General features: G+C 65.7%; 22 protein-coding genes. 12 read left to right on the forward strand and 10 right to left on the reverse strand.

The features are described 5' to 3' along the window. The first annotated feature begins 46 nt into the window (after window positions 1–46). Together NJQ44_RS06700 and NJQ44_RS06705 are read left to right on the forward strand one after the other, a co-directional pair. Window positions 47–556 (forward strand): CinA family protein, encoded by a 510-nt coding sequence (locus NJQ44_RS06700; protein WP_254273910.1) that lies wholly within the window; start codon window positions 47–49, stop codon window positions 554–556. A gap of 37 nt (window positions 557–593) precedes the next feature. After that, a complete protein-coding gene (locus NJQ44_RS06705; RefSeq protein WP_254273911.1) occupies window positions 594–1,100 on the forward strand; it encodes a metal-dependent hydrolase in 507 nt (168 codons plus the stop codon). Here NJQ44_RS06705 and NJQ44_RS06710 read toward each other — a convergent pair. Beyond that, window positions 1,097–1,858: a PHP-associated domain-containing protein gene (locus tag NJQ44_RS06710; RefSeq protein ID WP_254273912.1), complete on the reverse strand. Its 762-nt coding sequence runs from the start codon at window positions 1,856–1,858 to the stop codon at window positions 1,097–1,099. The genes NJQ44_RS06705 and NJQ44_RS06710 overlap by 4 nt on opposite strands. 100 nt (window positions 1,859–1,958) lie before the next feature. Between NJQ44_RS06710 and NJQ44_RS06715 the strand changes: the two genes are divergently transcribed. Continuing rightward, window positions 1,959–2,249 carry a DUF7565 family protein gene (locus NJQ44_RS06715; RefSeq protein WP_254273913.1) on the forward strand — a complete coding sequence of 97 codons (291 nt, stop codon included), beginning with the start codon at window positions 1,959–1,961 and terminating at the stop codon, window positions 2,247–2,249. Between the two features lie 210 nt (window positions 2,250–2,459). Here NJQ44_RS06715 and NJQ44_RS06720 read toward each other — a convergent pair whose 3' ends face one another. The 5 genes from NJQ44_RS06720 to NJQ44_RS06740 form a co-directional block, all read right to left on the reverse strand. After that, the gene (locus NJQ44_RS06720) at window positions 2,460–2,897 is read right to left on the reverse strand and encodes a transcription elongation factor Spt5 (protein WP_166969030.1); all 438 of its coding nucleotides are present in this window, start codon (window positions 2,895–2,897) and stop codon (window positions 2,460–2,462) included. Window positions 2,898–2,901: 4 nt separating this feature from the next. Then, complete coding sequence (locus NJQ44_RS06725) at window positions 2,902–3,081, reverse strand: protein translocase SEC61 complex subunit gamma (RefSeq protein WP_254273914.1); 180 nt, start codon at window positions 3,079–3,081, stop codon at window positions 2,902–2,904. Window positions 3,082–3,228: 147 nt separating this feature from the next. Next, complete coding sequence (gene ftsZ / locus NJQ44_RS06730; protein ID WP_254273915.1) at window positions 3,229–4,389, reverse strand: cell division protein FtsZ; 1,161 nt, start codon at window positions 4,387–4,389, stop codon at window positions 3,229–3,231. 103 nt (window positions 4,390–4,492) lie between these two features. Continuing rightward, window positions 4,493–5,845, reverse strand: a complete 1,353-nt coding sequence (locus NJQ44_RS06735) for a D-aminoacyl-tRNA deacylase (protein WP_254273916.1) — start codon at window positions 5,843–5,845, stop codon at window positions 4,493–4,495. After that, complete coding sequence (locus tag NJQ44_RS06740; RefSeq protein WP_254273917.1) at window positions 5,845–7,230, reverse strand: sodium:calcium antiporter; 1,386 nt, start codon at window positions 7,228–7,230, stop codon at window positions 5,845–5,847. The genes NJQ44_RS06735 and NJQ44_RS06740 overlap by 1 nt, the downstream gene beginning before the upstream one ends. A gap of 100 nt (window positions 7,231–7,330) precedes the next feature. Here NJQ44_RS06740 and NJQ44_RS06745 point away from each other — a divergent pair, with 100 nt between their 5' ends. Genes NJQ44_RS06745 through NJQ44_RS06765 form a run of 5 tightly spaced genes read left to right on the forward strand, consistent with a single transcriptional unit; the run spans window position 7,331 to window position 11,815 of the window. Continuing rightward, the gene (locus NJQ44_RS06745; protein WP_254273918.1) at window positions 7,331–8,128 is read left to right on the forward strand and encodes a shikimate dehydrogenase; all 798 of its coding nucleotides are present in this window, start codon (window positions 7,331–7,333) and stop codon (window positions 8,126–8,128) included. Between the two features lie 50 nt (window positions 8,129–8,178). Continuing rightward, window positions 8,179–8,772 carry a helix-hairpin-helix domain-containing protein gene (locus tag NJQ44_RS06750; protein ID WP_254273919.1) on the forward strand — a complete coding sequence of 198 codons (594 nt, stop codon included), beginning with the start codon at window positions 8,179–8,181 and terminating at the stop codon, window positions 8,770–8,772. A 48-nt stretch (window positions 8,773–8,820) separates the two neighbouring features. Next, a complete protein-coding gene (gene pabB / locus NJQ44_RS06755) occupies window positions 8,821–10,293 on the forward strand; it encodes an aminodeoxychorismate synthase, component I (RefSeq protein ID WP_254273920.1) in 1,473 nt (490 codons plus the stop codon). Beyond that, window positions 10,290–10,958, forward strand: coding sequence for an anthranilate synthase component II (locus NJQ44_RS06760; RefSeq protein ID WP_254273921.1), 669 nt, complete (start codon window positions 10,290–10,292; stop codon window positions 10,956–10,958). The genes pabB and NJQ44_RS06760 overlap by 4 nt, the downstream gene beginning before the upstream one ends. Continuing rightward, window positions 10,943–11,815 carry an aminotransferase class IV gene (locus NJQ44_RS06765; protein ID WP_254273922.1) on the forward strand — a complete coding sequence of 291 codons (873 nt, stop codon included), beginning with the start codon at window positions 10,943–10,945 and terminating at the stop codon, window positions 11,813–11,815. Before NJQ44_RS06760 ends, NJQ44_RS06765 begins: the two co-directional genes overlap by 16 nt. Before the next feature lie 64 nt (window positions 11,816–11,879). Here NJQ44_RS06765 and NJQ44_RS06770 read toward each other — a convergent pair whose 3' ends face one another. Next, entirely contained in the window at window positions 11,880–13,178 is a 1,299-nt protein-coding gene (locus tag NJQ44_RS06770) for an alpha-amylase domain-containing protein (RefSeq protein WP_254273923.1), read from the reverse strand. Window positions 13,179–13,553: 375 nt separating this feature from the next. Next, the gene (locus tag NJQ44_RS06775) at window positions 13,554–14,612 is read right to left on the reverse strand and encodes a saccharopine dehydrogenase family protein (RefSeq protein WP_254273924.1); all 1,059 of its coding nucleotides are present in this window, start codon (window positions 14,610–14,612) and stop codon (window positions 13,554–13,556) included. A gap of 96 nt (window positions 14,613–14,708) precedes the next feature. Between NJQ44_RS06775 and NJQ44_RS06780 the strand changes: the two genes are divergently transcribed. Next, window positions 14,709–15,125: a Rieske (2Fe-2S) protein gene (locus NJQ44_RS06780; RefSeq protein WP_254273925.1), complete on the forward strand. Its 417-nt coding sequence runs from the start codon at window positions 14,709–14,711 to the stop codon at window positions 15,123–15,125. 18 nt (window positions 15,126–15,143) lie between these two features. On the opposite strand, the gene NJQ44_RS06785 is transcribed toward NJQ44_RS06780, so the two are convergent. Continuing rightward, window positions 15,144–15,434: a transcriptional regulator gene (locus tag NJQ44_RS06785; protein ID WP_254273926.1), complete on the reverse strand. Its 291-nt coding sequence runs from the start codon at window positions 15,432–15,434 to the stop codon at window positions 15,144–15,146. A gap of 89 nt (window positions 15,435–15,523) precedes the next feature. On the opposite strand from NJQ44_RS06785, the gene NJQ44_RS06790 reads away from it, so the two are divergent. Continuing rightward, complete coding sequence (locus tag NJQ44_RS06790; protein WP_254273927.1) at window positions 15,524–15,961, forward strand: pyridoxamine 5'-phosphate oxidase family protein; 438 nt, start codon at window positions 15,524–15,526, stop codon at window positions 15,959–15,961. Between the two features lie 158 nt (window positions 15,962–16,119). On the opposite strand, the gene NJQ44_RS06795 is transcribed toward NJQ44_RS06790, so the two are convergent. Further along, window positions 16,120–16,755 (reverse strand): FAD-dependent oxidoreductase, encoded by a 636-nt coding sequence (locus NJQ44_RS06795; protein WP_254273928.1) that lies wholly within the window; start codon window positions 16,753–16,755, stop codon window positions 16,120–16,122. Between the two features lie 141 nt (window positions 16,756–16,896). Here NJQ44_RS06795 and NJQ44_RS06800 point away from each other — a divergent pair, with 141 nt between their 5' ends. Further along, window positions 16,897–18,672 carry a 2-oxoacid:acceptor oxidoreductase subunit alpha gene (locus NJQ44_RS06800; protein WP_254273929.1) on the forward strand — a complete coding sequence of 592 codons (1,776 nt, stop codon included), beginning with the start codon at window positions 16,897–16,899 and terminating at the stop codon, window positions 18,670–18,672. After that, on the forward strand, window positions 18,669–19,532 hold the full coding sequence (locus NJQ44_RS06805; protein WP_254273930.1) for a 2-oxoacid:ferredoxin oxidoreductase subunit beta: 864 nt from the start codon (window positions 18,669–18,671) through the stop codon (window positions 19,530–19,532). Before NJQ44_RS06800 ends, NJQ44_RS06805 begins: the two co-directional genes overlap by 4 nt. Window positions 19,533–19,594 lie beyond the last annotated feature (62 nt).

A 19,594-nucleotide genomic window follows, 5' to 3' on the forward strand; every position in this document is an offset into this window, starting at 1 on the left:
GGCCGACGGCTGAACCCTTATTCGCTCCCGCGTCCAACGCGGGGGTATGAGCGACACCGACCGACCCGTCGAGGAACGGGTCGGCGACGTACTGCGGGAACGCGGCGAGACTGTCGCCGTCGCCGAGTCCTGCACGGGCGGCCTCGTTGGGTCCCGACTGACAGACGTGCCGGGGTCGAGCGACTATTTCGACCGCTCGGTGGTCACCTACTCCTACGCGGCCAAACAGGACCTCTTGGCCGTCTCTCGGGAGGCGCTGGACGCTCACGGGGCCGTCTCCGAACCCGTCGCGCGCGAGATGGCCCGCGGCATCCGCGATACCGCCGGAACGGACTGGGGCCTCGCGACGACGGGTATCGCTGGACCGAGCGGAGGCACGCCCGAGAAACCGGTCGGAACCGTCTACGTCGGCGTCGCCTACGCCGCGCCGTGGGAGTCCGGCGACTCCGAGTGTGCCGTCGCGCGCTACGAGTTCGACGGGAGTCGGACCGCGGTGAAAGCGCAGTTCGCCGAGCAGGCGCTGACGGACCTGTTGACGGCCGCACAGGACCAGTAGCAAAGCCTTTCGGTCGCGCGGTACTCGGGCGGGATAGATGAACAAACGCGGCCACGTGCTGAACGCGGTGTTGCTGAGCATCGGGTTGGGGTACGTCCTCGACCCGTCGGGCGACGTCTCGACGTTCGCGACCATCGCCGAGGTGTTCCTCCCAGTCGTCCTCGGAGCGCTGTTCCCCGACGTGGACACCGCCTTCGGCAAACACCGGAAGACGCTCCACAACCTCCCCGTTCTCATCATCTTCCTCGCCCACCCCATCTACCACGGGGGCAACCTCCAGTGGGTGTGGCTCGGGGTGCTGACCCACTACGTACTCGACTATCTCGGGTCCAGACGCGGCATCGCGCTGTTCTACCCGCTGTCCGATACGGAGTACGGCTTCCCGTTCGGCGTCACGACCTCCAGCGACCGTGCCGAGATAGTCACCGTCGCTATCACTATCGTCGAACTCGCGGCTATCGCGGCTATCGTCCACGTCCTCCCGCAGTACCTCCCGCCGGAGATGACGCAGATGCTCGCGGAAAACACCACGCTCGTCGTTTAGTACACCTTCACGTCGTCGAACTGCCCGTCGTAGGCGACGTGGTCCGGATGGGTCGGCGCGGTGCCCTGTAACATCACGCGGTCGAACTTCTCCCAACTGTTCTCGTAACCGAGGTGCGCGAACTCCAGCGCCCGCCGGAGCGCGTGACTCGGTCCGTCACGGTGGACGACCCGCCGAGGTGCGCCGGACTGCAACGCCTCGACGAGGGCCGCCTCGTCAGCCAGCGGTTCCTCGAATTCGGTCCACACCTCGCCGACGGTGCGGGTCAGATGCGCGTAGGAGGACCCGAACGTCGGCAGGCCCGTCTCGCTGGCGATGTGGCGCGCCCGCCGTTCGTGGTGGGGCAGGTATTTGGGATTGTACGCCTCCACCGCGTCGATGTTGTTCGCGTGGGTCCGTATCTCCTCGATACCGAGGCTGACGCTCAGGAATCCGGGATGGGGAACCAGCACCGCCGCGTCCTGTCGCTGGAGTTCCGCCATCGTCCCGTCGAGGGTGAGAAAGTCCGGTACCTGCTCGTTGAGGCCGACGGCGAGGAGGTGCCGACGGCGCTGCCACGTCCCCGTGAACAGTTCGCGGGCCGGGTAAATCTGCAACTCTTCGTCGGAGAACCGCTCGGCCCGCGCCCTGATGTTCGGCAACCGAATGAAGTGCGGCGCGTACACGAGGGCGTCGAGGCCGCGGGCTTTCGCTCGTTGGACGACCTGCTCGTTCAGTATCTTCACGTGCAGGTCGACGGCGTACCCCTCACTCGTCACGCGTTTCGTTATCCCGGTGTACCCATTAGAGGTTTCTATTCGCGGAAGCGACCCTGGCCGTGGCGAACGCTTTTATCCGAGGGCGGCCTGCCTCTCAGCAATGCCACGCTGGGAGTGCGCCATCGAGGGGGACGACAGCCAGTTCGACCACGTCGAGGACCTCATCGTCCACCAGTCGACCGAACACGACCGCATCTCGTGTAAGGTGTGCGGGACCGTCGTCCCCGACGGCTATTTCGCCATCAAACACGCCTTCGACGAACACTCACGCGCCGAGTACGTCCGCGCCTACGACGCCTCCGCCGCCGAGGTCCGTCGCCGCGAGAACATCAAAGAGTCAGTCGAGGCCGCCGCCGACATGAACGAAGTCATCGAGCGACTGGAAGGGTAAGGTAGGTCACCCTGTCTGTCGTCTCCCTTCGGTACGCGCCCAGAGCAGACGCTATGCGAATGGGACTCGAAAACCGGAATCGTTCAGTGACCGACGGTGACGCCACCGGGCGTTCGCTCACCGCCGCCTGCCGTCTCACGGCTTGCTTCGCTCTCTGTTTCTCGTTATATTCGGCGCGACGAGGCCGTGCCGATTGCTTGTGGAGCGCGTTCAGCGCTCCTCACTGTCCAGCACGCGAATCTGGTCGCCGCGCACGGTGACCGGAATCGGGACCGTCGCCTCGTACAGTTCGACGGTGACCTGGTCTTTGCCCTCGTCGATGCGCTGGACCTGGGCCTTCTCGCCTTTGAACGGCCCGGCGATGAGTTCGACGATGTCCCCCTCGGCGATGCCCTCCACGTCCGGTTTCGGCGAGAGGAAGTGCTCGACTTCCGCGATGGAGGACTCGCCTTGCACGACGCCGTTGGCGTGGGGAATCTCGTCCAAGATGCGGTCGAACACGGCGTGGTCGTCGGCCTCGACCATGACGTAACTCGTCAGCGAGTCCGGGGCCAGCGCCGCGTGGATGTCCGGTTCCTCGCGGTTGATAATCATGTCCGCGACGGTGCGTTCCTGACTCGCCGTGGTCTTGACTGCGTAGATACCCATCTGTTTACACCGGCTTGCTGCCAGGGACGAAGGTCATGATGGCGAAGATGATGAACCCGATGAGGCCGACGAGCACGATGCCCGCACCGGCTATCTTTGCGATTTGCGAGAACTCCTCCCACGACGGGGTGCTCGCCAACTTGAGCACGCGCACGTAGGAGGTGAGGTCGTAGGGAACGTCCATAGCGGGTCGTATCCACCGATGGCTTTTCTATATTGTGGTCGCCGTCCGCGGTGTGAGCGGACCGCAGGGTCGTCGCGCCCACCGGACAGACCAGTCGGTACCGACGCGGGTGCGACGGAAAATCCGAGACGGTGAGGAACTGCGGACTCAGTCGACGTAGTCGATGTCGTCGCCCAACTGCTGGGCGGCCCGTTCCTGTTCGGCCTCGCTCTTGCCGTAAATCTGCGGACTCTCGACGCCGGTGACGACTATCATCGTCTCCATCTTCCCCTCGAACTCGTTGTTGATAGACGCCCCCCAGATGATGCGGGCGTCGGGGTCGATGCGGTCGTAAATCTCCTCGACGACGCCTTCGGCTTCCTCGATGGACATGTCCGGACCGCCGACGACGTTGACCAGCGCGGAGTTCGCGCCGTCGAACTCCACGTCCAGCAGCGGCGAGCGGAGCGCGGAGCGGATGGAGTCTTGGGCCTTGTTCTCGGAGTCGGACTCGCCGAGGCCGATCATCGCGACGCCGCCGTTCTCCATGATGGTGCGAACGTCGGCGAAGTCGACGTTGACCAGACCGGGCTTGGTGATGAGTTCGGTCATCCCCTTCACCGAGCGCATGAGGACGCGGTCACAGATTTTGAAGGCGTCCTGGAGGGGCATCGACGGCGCGTAGTCAAGCAGGCGGTCGTTCGGGACGACGATGACGGTGTCGGAGACGGCGCGCAGACGTTCCAGACCGGCGTCGGCGTTGGCGCGGCGGCGTTCGCCCTCCGCGGTGAACGGAATCGTGACGATAGAGATAGTGAGCGCACCGGCCTCTTGGGCGGCCTGTGCGACGACGGGGGCAGAGCCTGTGCCGGTCCCGCCGCCGAGACCGGCGGTGACGAACACCATGTCGGACCCGCTGATGGACTGCTGGATGTCCTCGATGTCCTCTTGGGCGGCTTCCTCGCCGATTTTCGGGACCGAGCCAGCGCCGCGGCCGCCGGTGCGCTTCCGGCCGATGAGTATCTTCGTGTCGGCTTTCACCTCGTCCGCGAGGTGCTGGGCGTCGGTGTTGGCGGCGACGAGTTTCGCGCCGTGGATACCCTCTTCCATCATCCGGGTGACGGTGTTCCCACCGGCCCCGCCACACCCGACGACGGTAATCTTCGTTTCGAGGTCTTTGACGACGCTCGCGAGTTCCTCGTCGGTCATCTGCCCGGAGGTGGACATGTCCTCTCTGCTCGGCGTCGTCTCCGCTGCCGACTCGGCGTCCGAGGATGCATCGTGCTCCTCTTCGGCTTCGTCGATGGCGTCGTCGATAATCGAGTCCATATTTAAATCCCCGTTGCGTACGAACACTCATTAGTTTTCCCCCTGCGTCTGACACGCGTCTGACGATTTCTCGGGGTGTTTCGGGCAATGAAACGCCGGTTTACTACAACGTAAATTGACGTATACGTTCTCTCTGAACGCTCTCCGGCGGTATCTCGTCTCCGTCGACTTCGACTGGTTGCCCTGCCGACAGCTTGCCGAACTTCGGTCCTTCCGGGACGCCGAGGGTCCGCGCGCGCTCCGGATCGAACCGCTGTTCGCGGGCGACCAGCGCACCGTCTTCGCGCACGACGCTGTCGTAGCGCTGCCGAAGCACGTCGGCCAGCATCGACACCGCGGCGTCCCGTGACTGCTCGGCGGACAGCACGACCGGTCCGGCGACGACGGTCCCGTTCTGTTCGGTGCCGAACGCCACGGCGTCGCGTTCGAGCCACGACCGCACCGTCTCGGCGTCGATGCCCCGCGCTTCCGCGAGCAAGTCCTCGGGAATCTCGGCGACGCGCCACTCGGGGTCGTCGGCGGCCGGGTCGCCAAAGCGCAGGCCCTCGGCGACGGCCCCGACGGCGTCTTCGAGCGCCGAGACCAGCCCCAGCGGAACGCCCGTCGTCTCCCTGACGAACGTCTCGTCGACGACCCGATAGCCAAGCGACTCGATAGTCTCGACCAGTTCCGGATGGTCGGCTTCGAGGAGCGCGTAGTCGGCGGCGCTGGCCTCGAATGCGCGGTCGACGGTGGCCGCTCGGGCCTCGTCGCTGTCGGCCCACTCGTCGAGGGCGTCGAGACACCACTCGGCGGCGATGTGGCCGACTGCCCAGTCCGTCTCGCGGACCACGCGCTCGAAGCGGGGCGCGTAGTGACCGCCGCCGAAGCCGACGAGGTGGCGTCGAGTGCCGTTCTCGGTCAGGGCGTCGGCCGTCGCGTCGCGGAGCGCGAGGACGGCCCGTGCCACCGCTCGGGCCGCTTCGGGGTCGCGCCACTGCGCCTCGGCGCTCCCCACTTCGACGAACATCGAGGGAGCGCCGACTTCAGTCGGTCCGTGGTGCGTACACTCCATGCCGACCTCGTAGTCGTCCGGCGCGAACTCGGTCAGCGCGTCGACGACTTCCCGGTGAGCGTTCGGGCAGGCACGCGCGAAGCGACCGGACTCGCCGCCGTACTCGGCCGCGCCGAAGTTCCCGGTGTGGTGGGCAGTCAGCAGTTTCCCGGTGTCACCGGCGTGGCGCGAGGCGAAGACGAGACACTCCGGGTCGCCGAAGGCGGCCGCGGCGTCGTCGATGTCCAGATGGAGCGCGTCGAACTCGCGGAGTTCCGCGCCGTCGGTCCGGTACACTGTGCCGCCACCCTCGTCGTCAGGTCGTGTTTCGTCCTCGACCGTCGTCCAATCGGCGAGTTCTCGGAGGTGGTCGCCGACGTGGACGGAGGCTTCGTCCGCGCGCGAGACGACGATAGCGAGCATCAGTCGGCCCGTTCGGGGTGGACCGGTTCGTTCCCCATCGCGCTCCGGAACGCGTCGGCGGCCAGTCCGACGAGCAGTTTCGCCGACCGCCACCGGACGGCGAACAGGACGACTCCGGCGACGACGTACAGGCCCGTGTAGACGAGCAACAGGTCGTGGCTCGTGATGGGCAACACCAGCAGGTCCTGGATGAGCGCGAACTCTATCAGCACCTGCGAGATGAACAGACTGAACAGCACGATGGCCTCGCGAACGGAGATTTCGAAGTTACAGAGAATCGCTAACGCGAAGAAGGACTGTCCGGCGGTAATCCATATCTCCGCCGACTGTCGGGAGTCAAAGGGGAGGACGCCGTACCGGCCCAGCGCGAGGGAGTAGATGACGGCGATTGTCCCGATGAGGAGCGTCCACTGGTTCAGTTTCGAAGAGATGAGCGCGTTGAACCCGGCCGTCGAGCGAGCCTTATTGACGAGGACGGCGACGACGATGAGTTCGGGCGACTCGCTCGCCAGCGGCGCAATCCACTGAATCATGAAGAAGGAGGGGACGCCGATTTGCAGGCCGATTTCCTCCAGTCCGTGCGCGAACGGTTCGACGGCCGTGAAAATCATCGCGCCCGAGTACCCGAAGAGCGCGAGGACGGCGATGGGCCGCCAGGGGAGGGACCACTGCTGGAAGTACAGCGGGACGCCCACGGTGTGGTCGGACTCCTCGATATCTGACTTGAGGACGAGGCCGATGTAGGTGACGTAGAGACCGACGAGGAACAGCGTGTCCAGCGCGCCGATACCGCCGCCGAGTGGCACGGCGAAGGCCCACGCCGTCGCGGCGAGCAGGAACGCGATTTCGGTCGCGATGTCTTTGTCGAGGGTGACTACGTCGGCCAGCAATCCGTCGCGTGACTCGACTGCGGGGTCGTTGGTCGAGGCGGCCCGGAGGATGGTGAACACGGCGATACCGGCCCAGCCGATGCCGATGAGGATGCGGTTCGCACCGGTCATGTTGGCGATGGCGAGGTTGGCGTCGTGACAGGCCTCCGCCAACGGCGTTTCGCCCGCTTCGATGGCCGCTGCGGACAGTTGGCTACAGGCCTCGATAGTCGCCCCGCCAGCCCCGGCGTTCCACGCGAACAGCGCGTCGACGGCGTACTCCGGCGCGACGGCCAACACGGCGAGGACCGCGATGGCGAACGCCCGCGGTACGTCTTTCTCGGCAGTCTCCGCGCCCCACGCGAGGAGAAACGACGCGCCGAGGACGGCGAGCCCGCTCACCGCGACGGTCGTGAGGATGTCCATACCGACGCCGAGGAGACCCGCGACGACCCAGCCAGCGGTCAACAGGACGGCAAGGCCGACCTGAACGAGTGGATGACGTAGACGACTCACTAGCAGAGCACAGCAGAGGTCGGAGTGAAAAGCTTGCGAAAGGACCGCCGACCGCCCGGATAGCGTGGCGTTCATAACTCTCCCGCGCGCTGGCGCGAGTATGAACGTCTACGGTCTCATCGGGAATCCGGTCGGCCACTCGCTGTCGCCGCCGATGCACGAGGCAGGGTACGAGGCGCTCGGTATCGACGCGAAGTACGTCACCTTCGAACCGCCCGCAGACGAGGGCGCGGCGGCCGTCGAAGCGGCCGAAAAACTTGGCGTTGCGGGTCTGAACGTCACCATCCCGTTCAAACAGGACGTCCTCGCGGCCGTCGACCCGGACCCGTTGGCCCAGCGCATCGGCGCGGTCAACACCGTCGATTTCTCCGGTGAGACGCCGCGGGGCTACAACACTGACGCCGTCGGGGCAGTCCGCGCCCTCGACCACCACGGCGTCGAGCTATCCGGGACGACGGTCGTCGTCGGCGCGGGCGGGGCCGGTCGCGCCGTCGCGTTCGGACTTGCCGACGAAGGGATGGCGGTCCGCATCGCCAACCGGACCGAATCGAAGGCCGTCGACCTCGCGGCCGACGTACCCGAGGCGAGCGGGCACGGCCTCGACGAACTCGCGGAACTACTGGCCGACGCCGACGTGCTGGTCAACTGCACGAGCGTCGGGATGGACGAGGACGCGACGCCGGTTCCGGCCGAGGCGCTCCACGGCGACCTCGCCGTCCTCGACGCGGTGTACTCGCCCATCGAGACGCGACTGCTCCGGGACGCCGCCGCGGCGGGGGCGACGACCGTCGACGGCGCGTGGATGTTACTGTATCAGGGAGTCGAGGCGTTCGAACGATGGACGGGCGAAGACGCGCCCGTGGATTCGATGAACGCGGCGCTCCGTGCCGGTTTGTGACCGATAACGTACCAGCAAGAGATTAGTGTCGGGGGGCTGTAAGCCCGCGTATGGGTCTACTTCAGAAGCTAAAGTCTGCGCTCGGGCTCGACGGCTCGGAGTCTTCCGGGAGGCGCTCTTCCGGAGATGTCGACGTCACCGTCGAGCGAGAGCCATCTACCGAATCCGAAGATGCGGTCAAAGGGACTGAGACAGCGACGACTGCGGACTCTGCGGCCGACACTGGGACCGGGACAGAGACCGAATCCGAGACAGGGACCGAGACCAAGAGCGAGACCGAGACCGAGACTGACGCCGACAGTTCGGCGGACAGCGAGAGCGATGCCGCCGAGGAATCCGAGGACGCGGCCGAGGAGGACGTGGACGCGGACCTAATCGAGGACGAGATACCGGAAGGGACCGAGGAAGAGTCGGAAGCGGCGGCCGCCGACGCGACGGTCCCCGAGGCCGAACCCGACGACGGGAGTTCCCTGCCCGTCACCGAAATCAAGGGTATCGGTCCGGCCTACGCCGAGCGACTGTCGGGCCTCGACATCGAGTCGGTCGGCGACCTCGCCGCGGCCGACGCCGCCGACATCGCGGCCGAGACTGACCTCTCGGAGAGCCGCGTCGCCGGGTGGATAGAACGCGCACAGGACTACTGACTGCCCGAACCGCAAGGGAATTACACTCCCGTCTGCTTTCTCTCGGTAATGCCAACGGTGAAGACTGGCCGCGACGCTTTCGAGCGACTCGCGGCGGACGCGCCGCCGACAGCCCGCGTGCCGGTGGCCGTCCGCGTGACCGTCGACGACCCGTTCGACGCCTACCGACGGGCGCGCGACGACGTTGGTGGCGTGTACCTCGGCACGACCGGCGGACAGTCCGGGTGGGGCTACTTCGCGACGACGCCAGCCGATTTCTGCGAGGTGAATCCCGGGGATGGCGATTCGCTGCCTCGACTCGCTGCCGTCTTAGACGGGGAGACGCTCGTTCGCGGGGACTGTTCGGTCCCGTACCCCTGCGGCGCAATCGGCTGGCTCTCCTACGACATCGCCCGGGAACTGGAAGACCTGCCCGAGCACGCAGTCGCCGACCGCGCCCTCCCGCGGTTGCAGGTCGCCACGTACGACCGCGTCGCGGCGTGGGAGGAACCCCGCGGTGACGGCCCCGTCGAACTCACGATTACCGCCTGCCCGCGACTCGACGAGTTCGACACCGCGGGGCTGGCCTACGAGTTCGGCCGCGAACACGCCCTCGAACTCGCCCGCGTGGCCGTCGACGGCGACCCGAGCGTCGGCCCGCCAGCGGTCGACACCGACTCCGCTGCCTTCGAGAGCGACTGCACCCGCGACGCCTTCGCCGAGCGGGTGCGAGCGGTCAAACAGTACATCCGCGACGGCGATACGTTTCAGGCGAACGTCTCCCAGCGACTCACCGCGCCCGCCGCGGTCCATCCGGTCGAAGCGTTCGACGCGCTTCGGACGGTCAACCCAGCACCGTACTCGGCGCTCGTGGAGTTTCCCGGCGTCGATTTGGTCAGCGCCAGCCCGGAACTCCTCCTCCATCGGGACGGCGACCGCCTCGTCACCGAACCTATCGCGGGGACCCGACCGCGCGGAGAGACGACTGCGGCCGACGAGGAACTGGAGGCCGACCTGCTCGACGACGAGAAAGAGCGGGCCGAACACGCGATGCTCGTCGACCTCGAACGAAACGACCTCGGGAAGGTCAGCCGATTCGGGAGCGTCGAGGTGACCGACTACCGGCGCGTCGACCGCTACTCGGCGGTGATGCACCTCGTCTCGGAAGTCGAAGGCCGACTCCGAGAGCGGGCGACCCTCGAAGACGCAATCGCGGCGGTGTTCCCCGGCGGGACCATCACGGGCGCGCCCAAGCCGCGGACGATGGAGATAATCGACGAGGTCGAACGGACCCGCCGCGGCCCGTACACCGGTTCTATCGGTATCTTCGGATTCGACGGCCGGGCGACGCTGAACATCGTCATCCGCACGCTAGTCCGGTACGCCGACGAGTACCACCTCCGGGTCGGCGCGGGCATCGTCCACGACTCGGACCCGGACAGCGAGTACGACGAGACGCTGGACAAGGGCCGGGCGCTCGTCACCGCCGTCGACGAGGCGCTGGGTCGTCGGGCGAACCTCTCGGTGGGGGGGTCCCGATGAGCGATTCGAGCCACCAGCGGGGTCGCGGCGCACCGCCCAGCGACTCGCTCGCCCCGACAATTCTCGTCGTCGACAACTACGACTCGTTCGCGTACAACCTCGTCCAGTACGTCGGCGAGGTGCTACTGCGACTGGACGGCACGGAGGACGACGTGCTCGTTCGGCGCAACGACGCCGTCACCGTCGACGAGATTCACGACCTCGCTCCGGACGGCATCGTCGTCTCGCCGGGACCGGGGACTCCCGAAGCCGCCGGTATCTCGATGCCGACGTTCGCGGAACTCCGGTATCCGACGCTCGGCGTCTGTCTCGGCCATCAGGCGCTGTGTGCCGCCAACGGGTCGACCGTGGGCCACGCCGAGGCCGTCGTCCACGGCAAGTCCTCGTTCGTGACCCACGACGGCGAGGGCATCTTCGAGGGCGTGCCCGACCCCGTGAAAGTCGGCCGGTATCACTCGCTCGCGGTTCGCCGCGACGACCTGCCGGACGTGCTGGAGGAGACGGCCTACACCGTGGAGGACGACGGCGGCGAGGAGAGCATCGTCATGGGCGTCCGCCACCGCGAACTCCCCCACGTCGGCGTCCAGTTCCACCCTGAAAGCATCCTGACCGACCACGGGAAACGGATGGTCGAGAACTTCTGTCACACATGCACTACCACGTAAACGGCGACCTCGTACCCGAATCCGAGGCGACGGTGTCGGTGCTTGACCGCGGGTTCGCCTACGGTGACGGCGTGTTCGAGACCCTGCGGGTATACGGCGGCGACCCGTTTGCGTGGGACGCCCACCGCGCCCGCCTCCAGCGGAGCGCCGAGACGCTGGGGTTCGGCGAGGCGATTCCGGACGACCTGCGCGAACGAGTCGACGAGACGCTCGACGCGAACGACCTCACCGAGGCGTACTGCAAAGTCTCGGTCACTCGCGGCGTCCAACCGGGGAAACTCACCCCCGGGGCCGAGGTGGACCCCACGGTAGTCGTCGTCGTGAAAGAACTCCCGCGCGGCGGCCGGGACGGCGAGCGAGTCTGGGACGGCCCCGCCGACGTGCAGACGGTCCGGACTCGTCGGATTCCGAGCGAGGCAGTCCCGGCGGACGCGAAGACCCACAACTACCTCAACGGCATCCTCGGGCGACTCGAACTCCGACGGGCGGCCGTCGACGGCGACGCCGCCGACGAGTGTCTCATGCGGGACGTAGACGGCAACGTCGTCGAGGGCGCGACGAGCAACGTCTTCTTCGTCTCCGACAACGCGCTCCGGACGCCGAGCGAGGGGTTGGACCTGCTTCCGGGCATCACCCGAGAAGTCGTGGTCGAACTTGCCCAGGAAGAGGGATTCCCCGTCGAGACGGGGGCGTACTCGTTGGACGCGATTCGGGACGCCGACGAGGCGTTCCTGACGAACTCGACGTGGGAGATTCGCCCGATAGGGACCGTCGACGGCATCGACGTGGGTGCCGGTCCGATGACGAAACTGCTCCAGCGCCTGTACGACGAGCGAATCGAGACCGAACACTACTGAGCCAGTCGCTCTGGCGGAGAGACCGGCAAAAAAGTAGGACGATGCAACCCGTGCTGACAGTTTACTACGGTGCGTAACAGACCCAACTCTGGGGCGGGACCCACACTTCGACCCAGTTGTCCCCGTTCGTGGTCACGTCACCGGCGTTGCCGCTGTAGTCGTTGAGCGTCTGGTTGGTCCACGACGTGTAGACCCACTTGCCCTGCCACGAGTCGGACCGATTCAGGCCGACGAGCAGGTTGTTCTGCCGCTCGTAAATGTAGAGGTTCTGGTCGACGTGGCGGGTGTAGGCCGCGCCGCCTGCGAGGTTGTTCTTTATCCACAGCAGGTTGCGGATGTCACCGTCGCTGACGCCGATGCGGTTGCTGTAGACGCGCGGGTATCCCTCGTAGGTGAGGATGTACGCGTACGCGAGTTTCTCGTACTGCGGCGGGCCGCTGTCGTGGTTCGAGACGAAGGTGAGCGACTGGAACGGCGACTGGTTGACCAGTCCGGCCCCGTCGAGGGCGTTCATGTCGCCGTTCTGGTGGAACACGTCCTCCTTCATCGTGTAGTAGAGGGCGTAGTCCGTGACGGACATGCCCGTGTTCGCGTAGCCCTGACAGTAGTTCACGTCGCCTTGCAGGACTTCACCGACCTTGTAGAGGCCGAGGTCGTCGGCCCACTGGTTCGCGTAGTCGCTGAAGAACCACTCGGGGACGTGTTTCGCGGCGTCCCACCGAACGCCGTCGACACCGAGTCCCGCGTACTTCTCGACGTAGTCTTTCAGTTGGCCGCGGACGTACGACGACTCCTGTTTGAGGTCTTTCAGGCCGACGAGCCACCCGTCCTCGACCGATTCGGGGTCCGAATAGTCGATGGAGGACTCGGGATGGAAGTCCTGTTCGCTGAAGTACGGCAGGTCCGCGAAGGAGATGCCGGGCGCGCCGCGGAAGTCGTCGTTCGCCGCCATGTGATTGATGACGGCGTCGGCGATGACATCGAGGCCCTGTGCGTGAGCCTCGGCCACCATGTCCTCGTACTCCGACTCGGTGCCGAAGACGCTGTTGAAGTTCTTCAAGTCGACCGGCTGATACCCCAGCGGCGGGTCTGTCACGCCTTGCTGATGGCTCCGGTCCAGCCGACTGTACTGCGCTGGCGGCACCTGAATCGCGTCGTAGCCTTGGTCGGCAATCGTCGAGAGGTCGCTTTTGACCTGGTTCCAGTCGGTGTGGTAGTACTGATACACCGCGCTCGAACCGACCGCCTCGGCCCCACCGCTCGCGAGTGATGCACCCGTCGCCGCTGCGCCGAGCGCGCCCATGCCTTTGAGTACGTCGCGTCGAGAGAAGCCACCGCTTCTCCCTGCGTTGAATCCTGTCATCTGTCTGTATTTCCGTGATCGTTTACCGCGTGCCGTGTGGTCTGCGCTGCCATGCCTACATCCATGAAGAATTACTACATAACATTAAAGATAAGGATGTTATTGGTTTGTAATATATTCGAAAACTAGACTGAAAAATTCAATCAAACTTTTCAATATGCGCTCGATGCAGGCCTCCTTCGCGGCGCTCTCCCGGTCAGGTGTTCGAGTCTGTGGGATTGTGGTAGCGTTGCTGACTGGTATTGTGTGCTATTCTCTCTCAATATCTCGGTGGCTGTTCGACCGCACTCAGCGACTCGCGCGACACGGGTCGTGGGGCGCTCCTGCGGACGCCGCGTTCGACGCCGTCCAACCGCGTTCTCGACGCGTCGGCACTCAGAGTACGTCTTCGCGCTCCACCCCGTCGATGTCGAGAATCAGGTCCGGACCGTACGCACCGGCGGGCGTCTGATAGCCGGTGTGGACGTTCCCGTCGAGGACGCGCTCGACGGTCGCCATGGCGGTTTCGACGGTCAGCGTGTACGTGTGCGGGCCGCGAAGTCGGCTGATGACGCGGTCGCCGCCCGCGGCGCGTGCCTCGCCCCACACGAGGCTCTCGCCGCTGGCCCGTTCGTCGGCGTCCGGGCCGTCGGTCGTCTGTTCGATGAGCCACTGGAGGCCCGCCTTCACCGGGGGGAGGCCGAGGACCGGCGACAGGGTTCCGGCGAGTCGCGTCTGCCGCACGGCGCTCGGTGGCATCGACATGTAGACGGTGACGTTCGGGATGCCGGTCGTGTAGTACGCCGTCGCCACGTCACCCCACGGGATGCTCGCGGCGTGGCGGCCGTCGTGTCCCCACCCGAAGTCGATTGTTCGGGATTCGTGGGCGACGCCGACCTGCCGGATTCGGCCGTCGCGCCGGACGGCCCCGCCCTCGTCGATGTGTTCGACCAGCGTCTTCGCCGTTCCCGTCGAAGCCCCCATCTCGGCGTGGAAGGCCAGTTCCAGCGTGTCGGCTTCAGGCAGTCGTTCGTGGAGGTGCGCGCCCAGACAGTCGGTCGGAACCACGTCGAACCCGACGCCGGGCAACAGCATCACCCCCGCCTCGTCCGCCTCGCTGTCCCGGTCGTGGATGGCCTCGAAGACGCCGAGTTCCCCGGTGATGTCGAGGTAGTGCGTCCCGGTTCGGAGGCAGGCGTCGACCATCGGTTCCCACGTCCGCGAGAAGGGACCGGCGCAGTGGAGGACTGCTGTCGCGTCGGCGAGCATCGCGTCGAGTGCCCGTGGTTCGTCGAGGCCGACCACCTCGTAGTTACACCCCAACTCGGTCGCCTGTCGTTCGATTGTCCGCCGGTTGCGCCCGGCCAGCACAGGGTTCAATCCGCGGTCGACGGCTTCCTCGGCGACCAGTTCTCCCGTGTACCCGTACGACCCGTAGATGACGACCTCGTCCATACCACGGAGTTGGTCCGACGCGTGAATAAACGTTTATTGAATGGAGAGTTTCCGACCGAGGAATTGAAGCGGGCCAGTCACATATCTCGAGTCAACATGGACGAGGACAGCAGGATTGTGGCGGTCGACGAGGTCCCCGAGGACGGGAGTTTTCTGTTCACGGTCCGCGACGGGTTCGACACCGAGGAAGCCATCCTCGTGCGCCTCACCGACGGCGTCGTCGCCTTCGAGAACTACTGCCCTCACTGGCGAGACATCCGGTTGGACAAGGGAAGCGGCGCGACGATGCGCGAAGACGAACTCGTCTGTGAGAAACACGGGGCGACGTTCGAGTCGGATACCGGCACCTGCACGTTCGGCCCCTGCGAGGGCGCGGTGCTGGAGGAAGTCGCCGTCACCGTCGAGGACGGCGCGGTGTACCTGACCGACGACCGCTACGAGTTCGAACAGCAGGGCTCGTCGGGCGACCACGACCTCTCCTCGGGCGGACGCATCGGCTTTTCGGGGCAGTAGCGTCGACCGCACCCCCGCTCAAGCGATTCGATAGGCGGGTTCGGCGACGCTCTCAGATTTGCACTCCGGGCATCGACTCGGCCGGTTCGTCAGGTCGTCGAAGTCCGTGAACCCGCACTTCTCGCACTCGGGCGGCGCGACGAGCAGTTGTTCGTCGGTGGCGTCCAGCGATTTCGCGATGTGTTCCACGTGGCTGAGCGCGCTGCTCGTGCGTATCTCGAACGTGTTCGCGATTGTCCCCGCCGCCATCGTCTCGTCGCGTAATCTATCGGCGATGCGTTGGCGCGTCGTCCGACTTGCCTCACGCATGGGATTGCTTGGCAACCGTCGGTAATAGGTTTTGTTACGGTTCCATCGCCGTCTCGACATTTATTACCGCGGCTCGCCACAAATTACGTATGAGTGACACGAGCGCAGTGGAAATGACGGGCGACGAACGCGACACCTTCCTCGGCGTCGGCGGGACGGGCGTCCTCGCGTTCAGTGCGTCCGGTGACGGCCCGCCCGATGCCGTCCCGGTGTCGTACGGGTACGACCCCGGCGAGACGACGTTCTACTTCCGGTTGGCGACCCGGCCGACCAGCGACCGCGCCACCGACGGCAGACCGGTGACGTTTGTCACCTACGACCGGTCGGGCGAGGGGTACCGGAGCGTCGTCGCGTCGGGTCGACTGGAACCCGTCCGCATCGAAGACGTCGCCGACCGGTCGCTCGCGGGACTGGAGAACGTCGACATCCCCGCCGTCGACATCTTCGACCGGCCAGTCGAGGATGTGTCGTTCGAACTCAGGCGACTGGTTCCCGAGACGCTGACGACGCGCCGGTCCCGGGAGTAGTCGATTGACTGGTATCGACCTCGCAGTTCCGTGGTTTGCTCTGCGGTCGCACACTCCGATACGTCCCGAACTCGCGACGACGCCGGAGTTCGGTCGTTTTCACGAACGCCTTTCCAGAAATGATTCGCGCTCCGCGCGAACCCGACGAACAAAGCGGTTCAGCCGAAGTTTTCCACCTTCGCGTCGTCGGCGTCCACACCGGCGGCCTCCAGCGCGGCCGTCGCGTCGTCCAAGAAGTCGGCGAAGCCGTAGATGAACACCTGACCGCCATCGGCGGTGGCGTCGGCGACGGCGTCGGTCAGGCCGTCGTCCCCGTCGAGGACGGCGACGAACGCGCCGTCTGCTTCGAGCGCGGCCAGTCGGTCCTCGTGAATCGGGTCGTCGTCCTGATAGACGACGGCGGCGTCGTTCCCGTCGGCCAGCGCGCGCTCTGCGATGCCGACGGCCGGACCGATGCCGGGGCCGCCAGCGAGGAGTACCGCCCGTGCTTCGCCCTCGTAGAAGTCCGACCCGAAGGGACCGGCGATGCGGACCGTGTCACCCGCTTCGAGGTCGGCCAAGTGAGGCGCGACTTCGCCGTCTGGGTCGATGCCGACGGTAATCTCGAACTCGTCGGTCACGTCGGGCGAGGAGATGGTGTAGAAGCGTGATTCGTCCTCGCCGTCGACGGCGAGCGTGAGTTTGACGAACTGACCGGGTTGGGCGTCGAATTCTGGCGGCGTCTCGATGTCGATAGCGATGGCGTTCGGCCCGACCGACCGAACGTCTGCGACGGTGAGTGAACGTTCGTCCATGTGGCGGACGTAGCGGGGGCCAGCCAAGGGGATTTCGGTTGATTCTGCCGCCTGTTGCACATATTGTTTCGATTCCGAGTTCCTCGCGCGCGGGCGCATACAGAAGCCTTTTCCTACCCCGCAGGCTACCCGTGAGATAGTATGCCAGACGACCTCAATTGGGCCATCGGCGGGGAAGCCGGCGATGGTATCGACTCGACCGGGAAAATCTTTGCGCAGGCACTCTCCCGGGCCGGTCGACACGTCTTCACCTCGAAGGACTTCGCCTCTCGAATCCGTGGCGGGTACACCGCGTACAAGGTCCGAACCGCGGTCGACCGCGTCGAGAGCGTCGTCGACCGCCTCGACATCCTCATCGCCCTGACCGAGCGGACCATCCACGAGAACGAGGACGAACTGCACGACGACTCGGTCATCATCTACGACGGCGAGCGCACCACGATGCAGGACGTCGAGGTGCCCGGCGACGCTACCGCCCTGGAAGTCCCGTTGAAGCGTCTCGCCGAGGACGCCGGTGGGGCCATCATGCTCAACGTCGTCGCCCTCGGTGCGGCCTGTGAAGTGACGAACTTCCCCATCGAGAACTTAGACGAGAGCCTCCAGAAGCGCTTCGGCGACAAGGGCGAGGCCATCGTCGAGAACAACAAGAAGGCCGCCCGCAAAGGCCGGGACTACGTCCGCGAGGAGTACGACGAGGAGTTCGGCTACGAACTGGAAACCACCGACGCCGACTACGTCCTTCTGAACGGCGACGAGGCCATCGGGATGGGCGCTATCGCCGGTGGCTGTCGCTTCTACGCTGGCTACCCCATCACCCCGGCGACGGACGTGATGGAGTACATGACCGGGCGCGTCGACCAGTTCGGCGGCAAAGTCGTACAGGCCGAGGACGAACTCGCGGCCATCAACATGGCGCTGGGCGCGGCCCGCGCCGGTGCGCGGTCGATGACCGCCACCTCCGGCCCGGGTATCGACCTGATGACCGAGACGTTCGGCCTCGTCGCGACCAGCGAGACGCCGCTGGTCATCTGTGACGTGATGCGCTCGGGCCCCTCGACGGGGATGCCGACCAAGCAGGAACAGGGCGACCTGAACATGACGCTGTACGGCGGTCACGGCGAGATTCCGCGGTTCGTCCTTGCGCCGACGACCATCTCCGAGTGCTTCTGGAAGACCGTCGAGGCGTTCAACCTCGCCGAGAAGTACCAGACGCCGGTATATCTCGTCTCCGACCTCGCGCTCGCGGTCACGGAACAGACGTTCTCGCCCGAGACCTTCGACATGGACGAGGTCGAAATCGAGCGCGGCAAAGTCGTCGACGAGAACGACATCGACGCGTGGCTGGACGAGAAGGGGCGCTTCCAGGCGCACTTCCCGGCCGCAGACGGCATCTCGCCGCGCGCCTTCCCCGGCACCACCGACGGCGCGCACATGACGACCGGCCTCGAACACGACGAACTCGGTCGCCGGACCGAGGACACCGAGGTCCGCGTCGAACAGGTCGACAAGCGCCAGCGGAAGGTCGAGACGGCCAAAGAGGAGGAGGACTTCGACTACCGCGAGTTCGGCGACGCCGACGCGGACACGCTGGTCATCTCGTGGGGGTCGAACGAGGGCGCGATGCGAGAAGCCCTCGGGTTCCTCGACGAGGACGGTCACGACGTTCGGTTCATCTCCGTTCCCTACATCTTCCCGCGGCCGGACCTCACCGAGGAAGTCGAATCCGCCGACGACGTCATCGTCGTCGAGTGTAACGCCACCGGCCAGTTCGCCGACGTCATCGAACACGACGTCCTCGAACGCGTCGAGCGCATCAACAAGTACACCGGCGTGCGATTCAAGGCAGACGAACTGGCAGACGAAATCAAACAGACGCTCGCTGGCGACGCGGGCACACAGGAGGTCGAAGCAGAATGAGCTCAGACGTCCGATTCACAGACTTCAAATCCGACAAGCAACCGACGTGGTGTCCCGGATGCGGCGACTTCGGGACGATGAACGGCATGATGAAAGCGCTGGCCGAGACGGGCAACGACCCCGACAACACGTTCGTGGTCGCCGGTATCGGCTGTTCCGGCAAAATCGGGACGTACATGCACAGCTACGCGCTGCACGGCGTCCACGGCCGCGCCCTGCCGGTCGGCATCGGCGTGAAGATGGCGAACCCCGAACTCGAAGTGATGGTCGCCGGCGGCGACGGCGACGGCTACTCCATCGGTGCGGGCCACTTCATCCACGCCGTCCGCCGGAACGTCGACATGAGCTACGTCGTCATGGACAACCGCATCTACGGCCTCACCAAGGGGCAGGCCTCGCCCACCTCGCGGCAGGACTTCGAGACGGCGACGACCCCCGAAGGTCCCGGCCAACCGCCGGTCAACCCGAAGGCGCTGGCGCTCGCGGCCGGTGCGACATTCATCGCGCAGTCGTTCAGTTCGAACTCTCAGCGCCACGCTGAAATCGTCCAGCAGGCCATCGAACACGACGGCTTCGGCTTCGTCAACGTCTACTCGCCCTGTGTCACGTTCAACGACGTCGACACGTACGACTACTTCCGCGACACTATCGTCGACTTGGACGAAACGGACCACGACGCGCAGAACCGCGACCAGGCCAAGGACAAGATACTCGAGAGCGACAAGGAGTACATGGGCGTCCTCTATCAGGACGAGGACTCCGTCCCCTTCGAGGAACGTGAAGGCATCGAGGCCCCGATGAACGACATCCCCGACGGCGCGCCCGAGGGCGCGATGGACCTCGTTCGCGAGTTCTACTAGGCCTTCTTCTTTCCTGTCGGGTTCGCGCTCGCCACAGACGAACGCTCGACTGCGGGCCAAAC

Origin of the sequence: Haloarcula marina (assembly GCF_024218775.1) — an archaeon.
GTDB lineage: Archaea > Halobacteriota > Halobacteria > Halobacteriales > Haloarculaceae > Haloarcula > Haloarcula marina.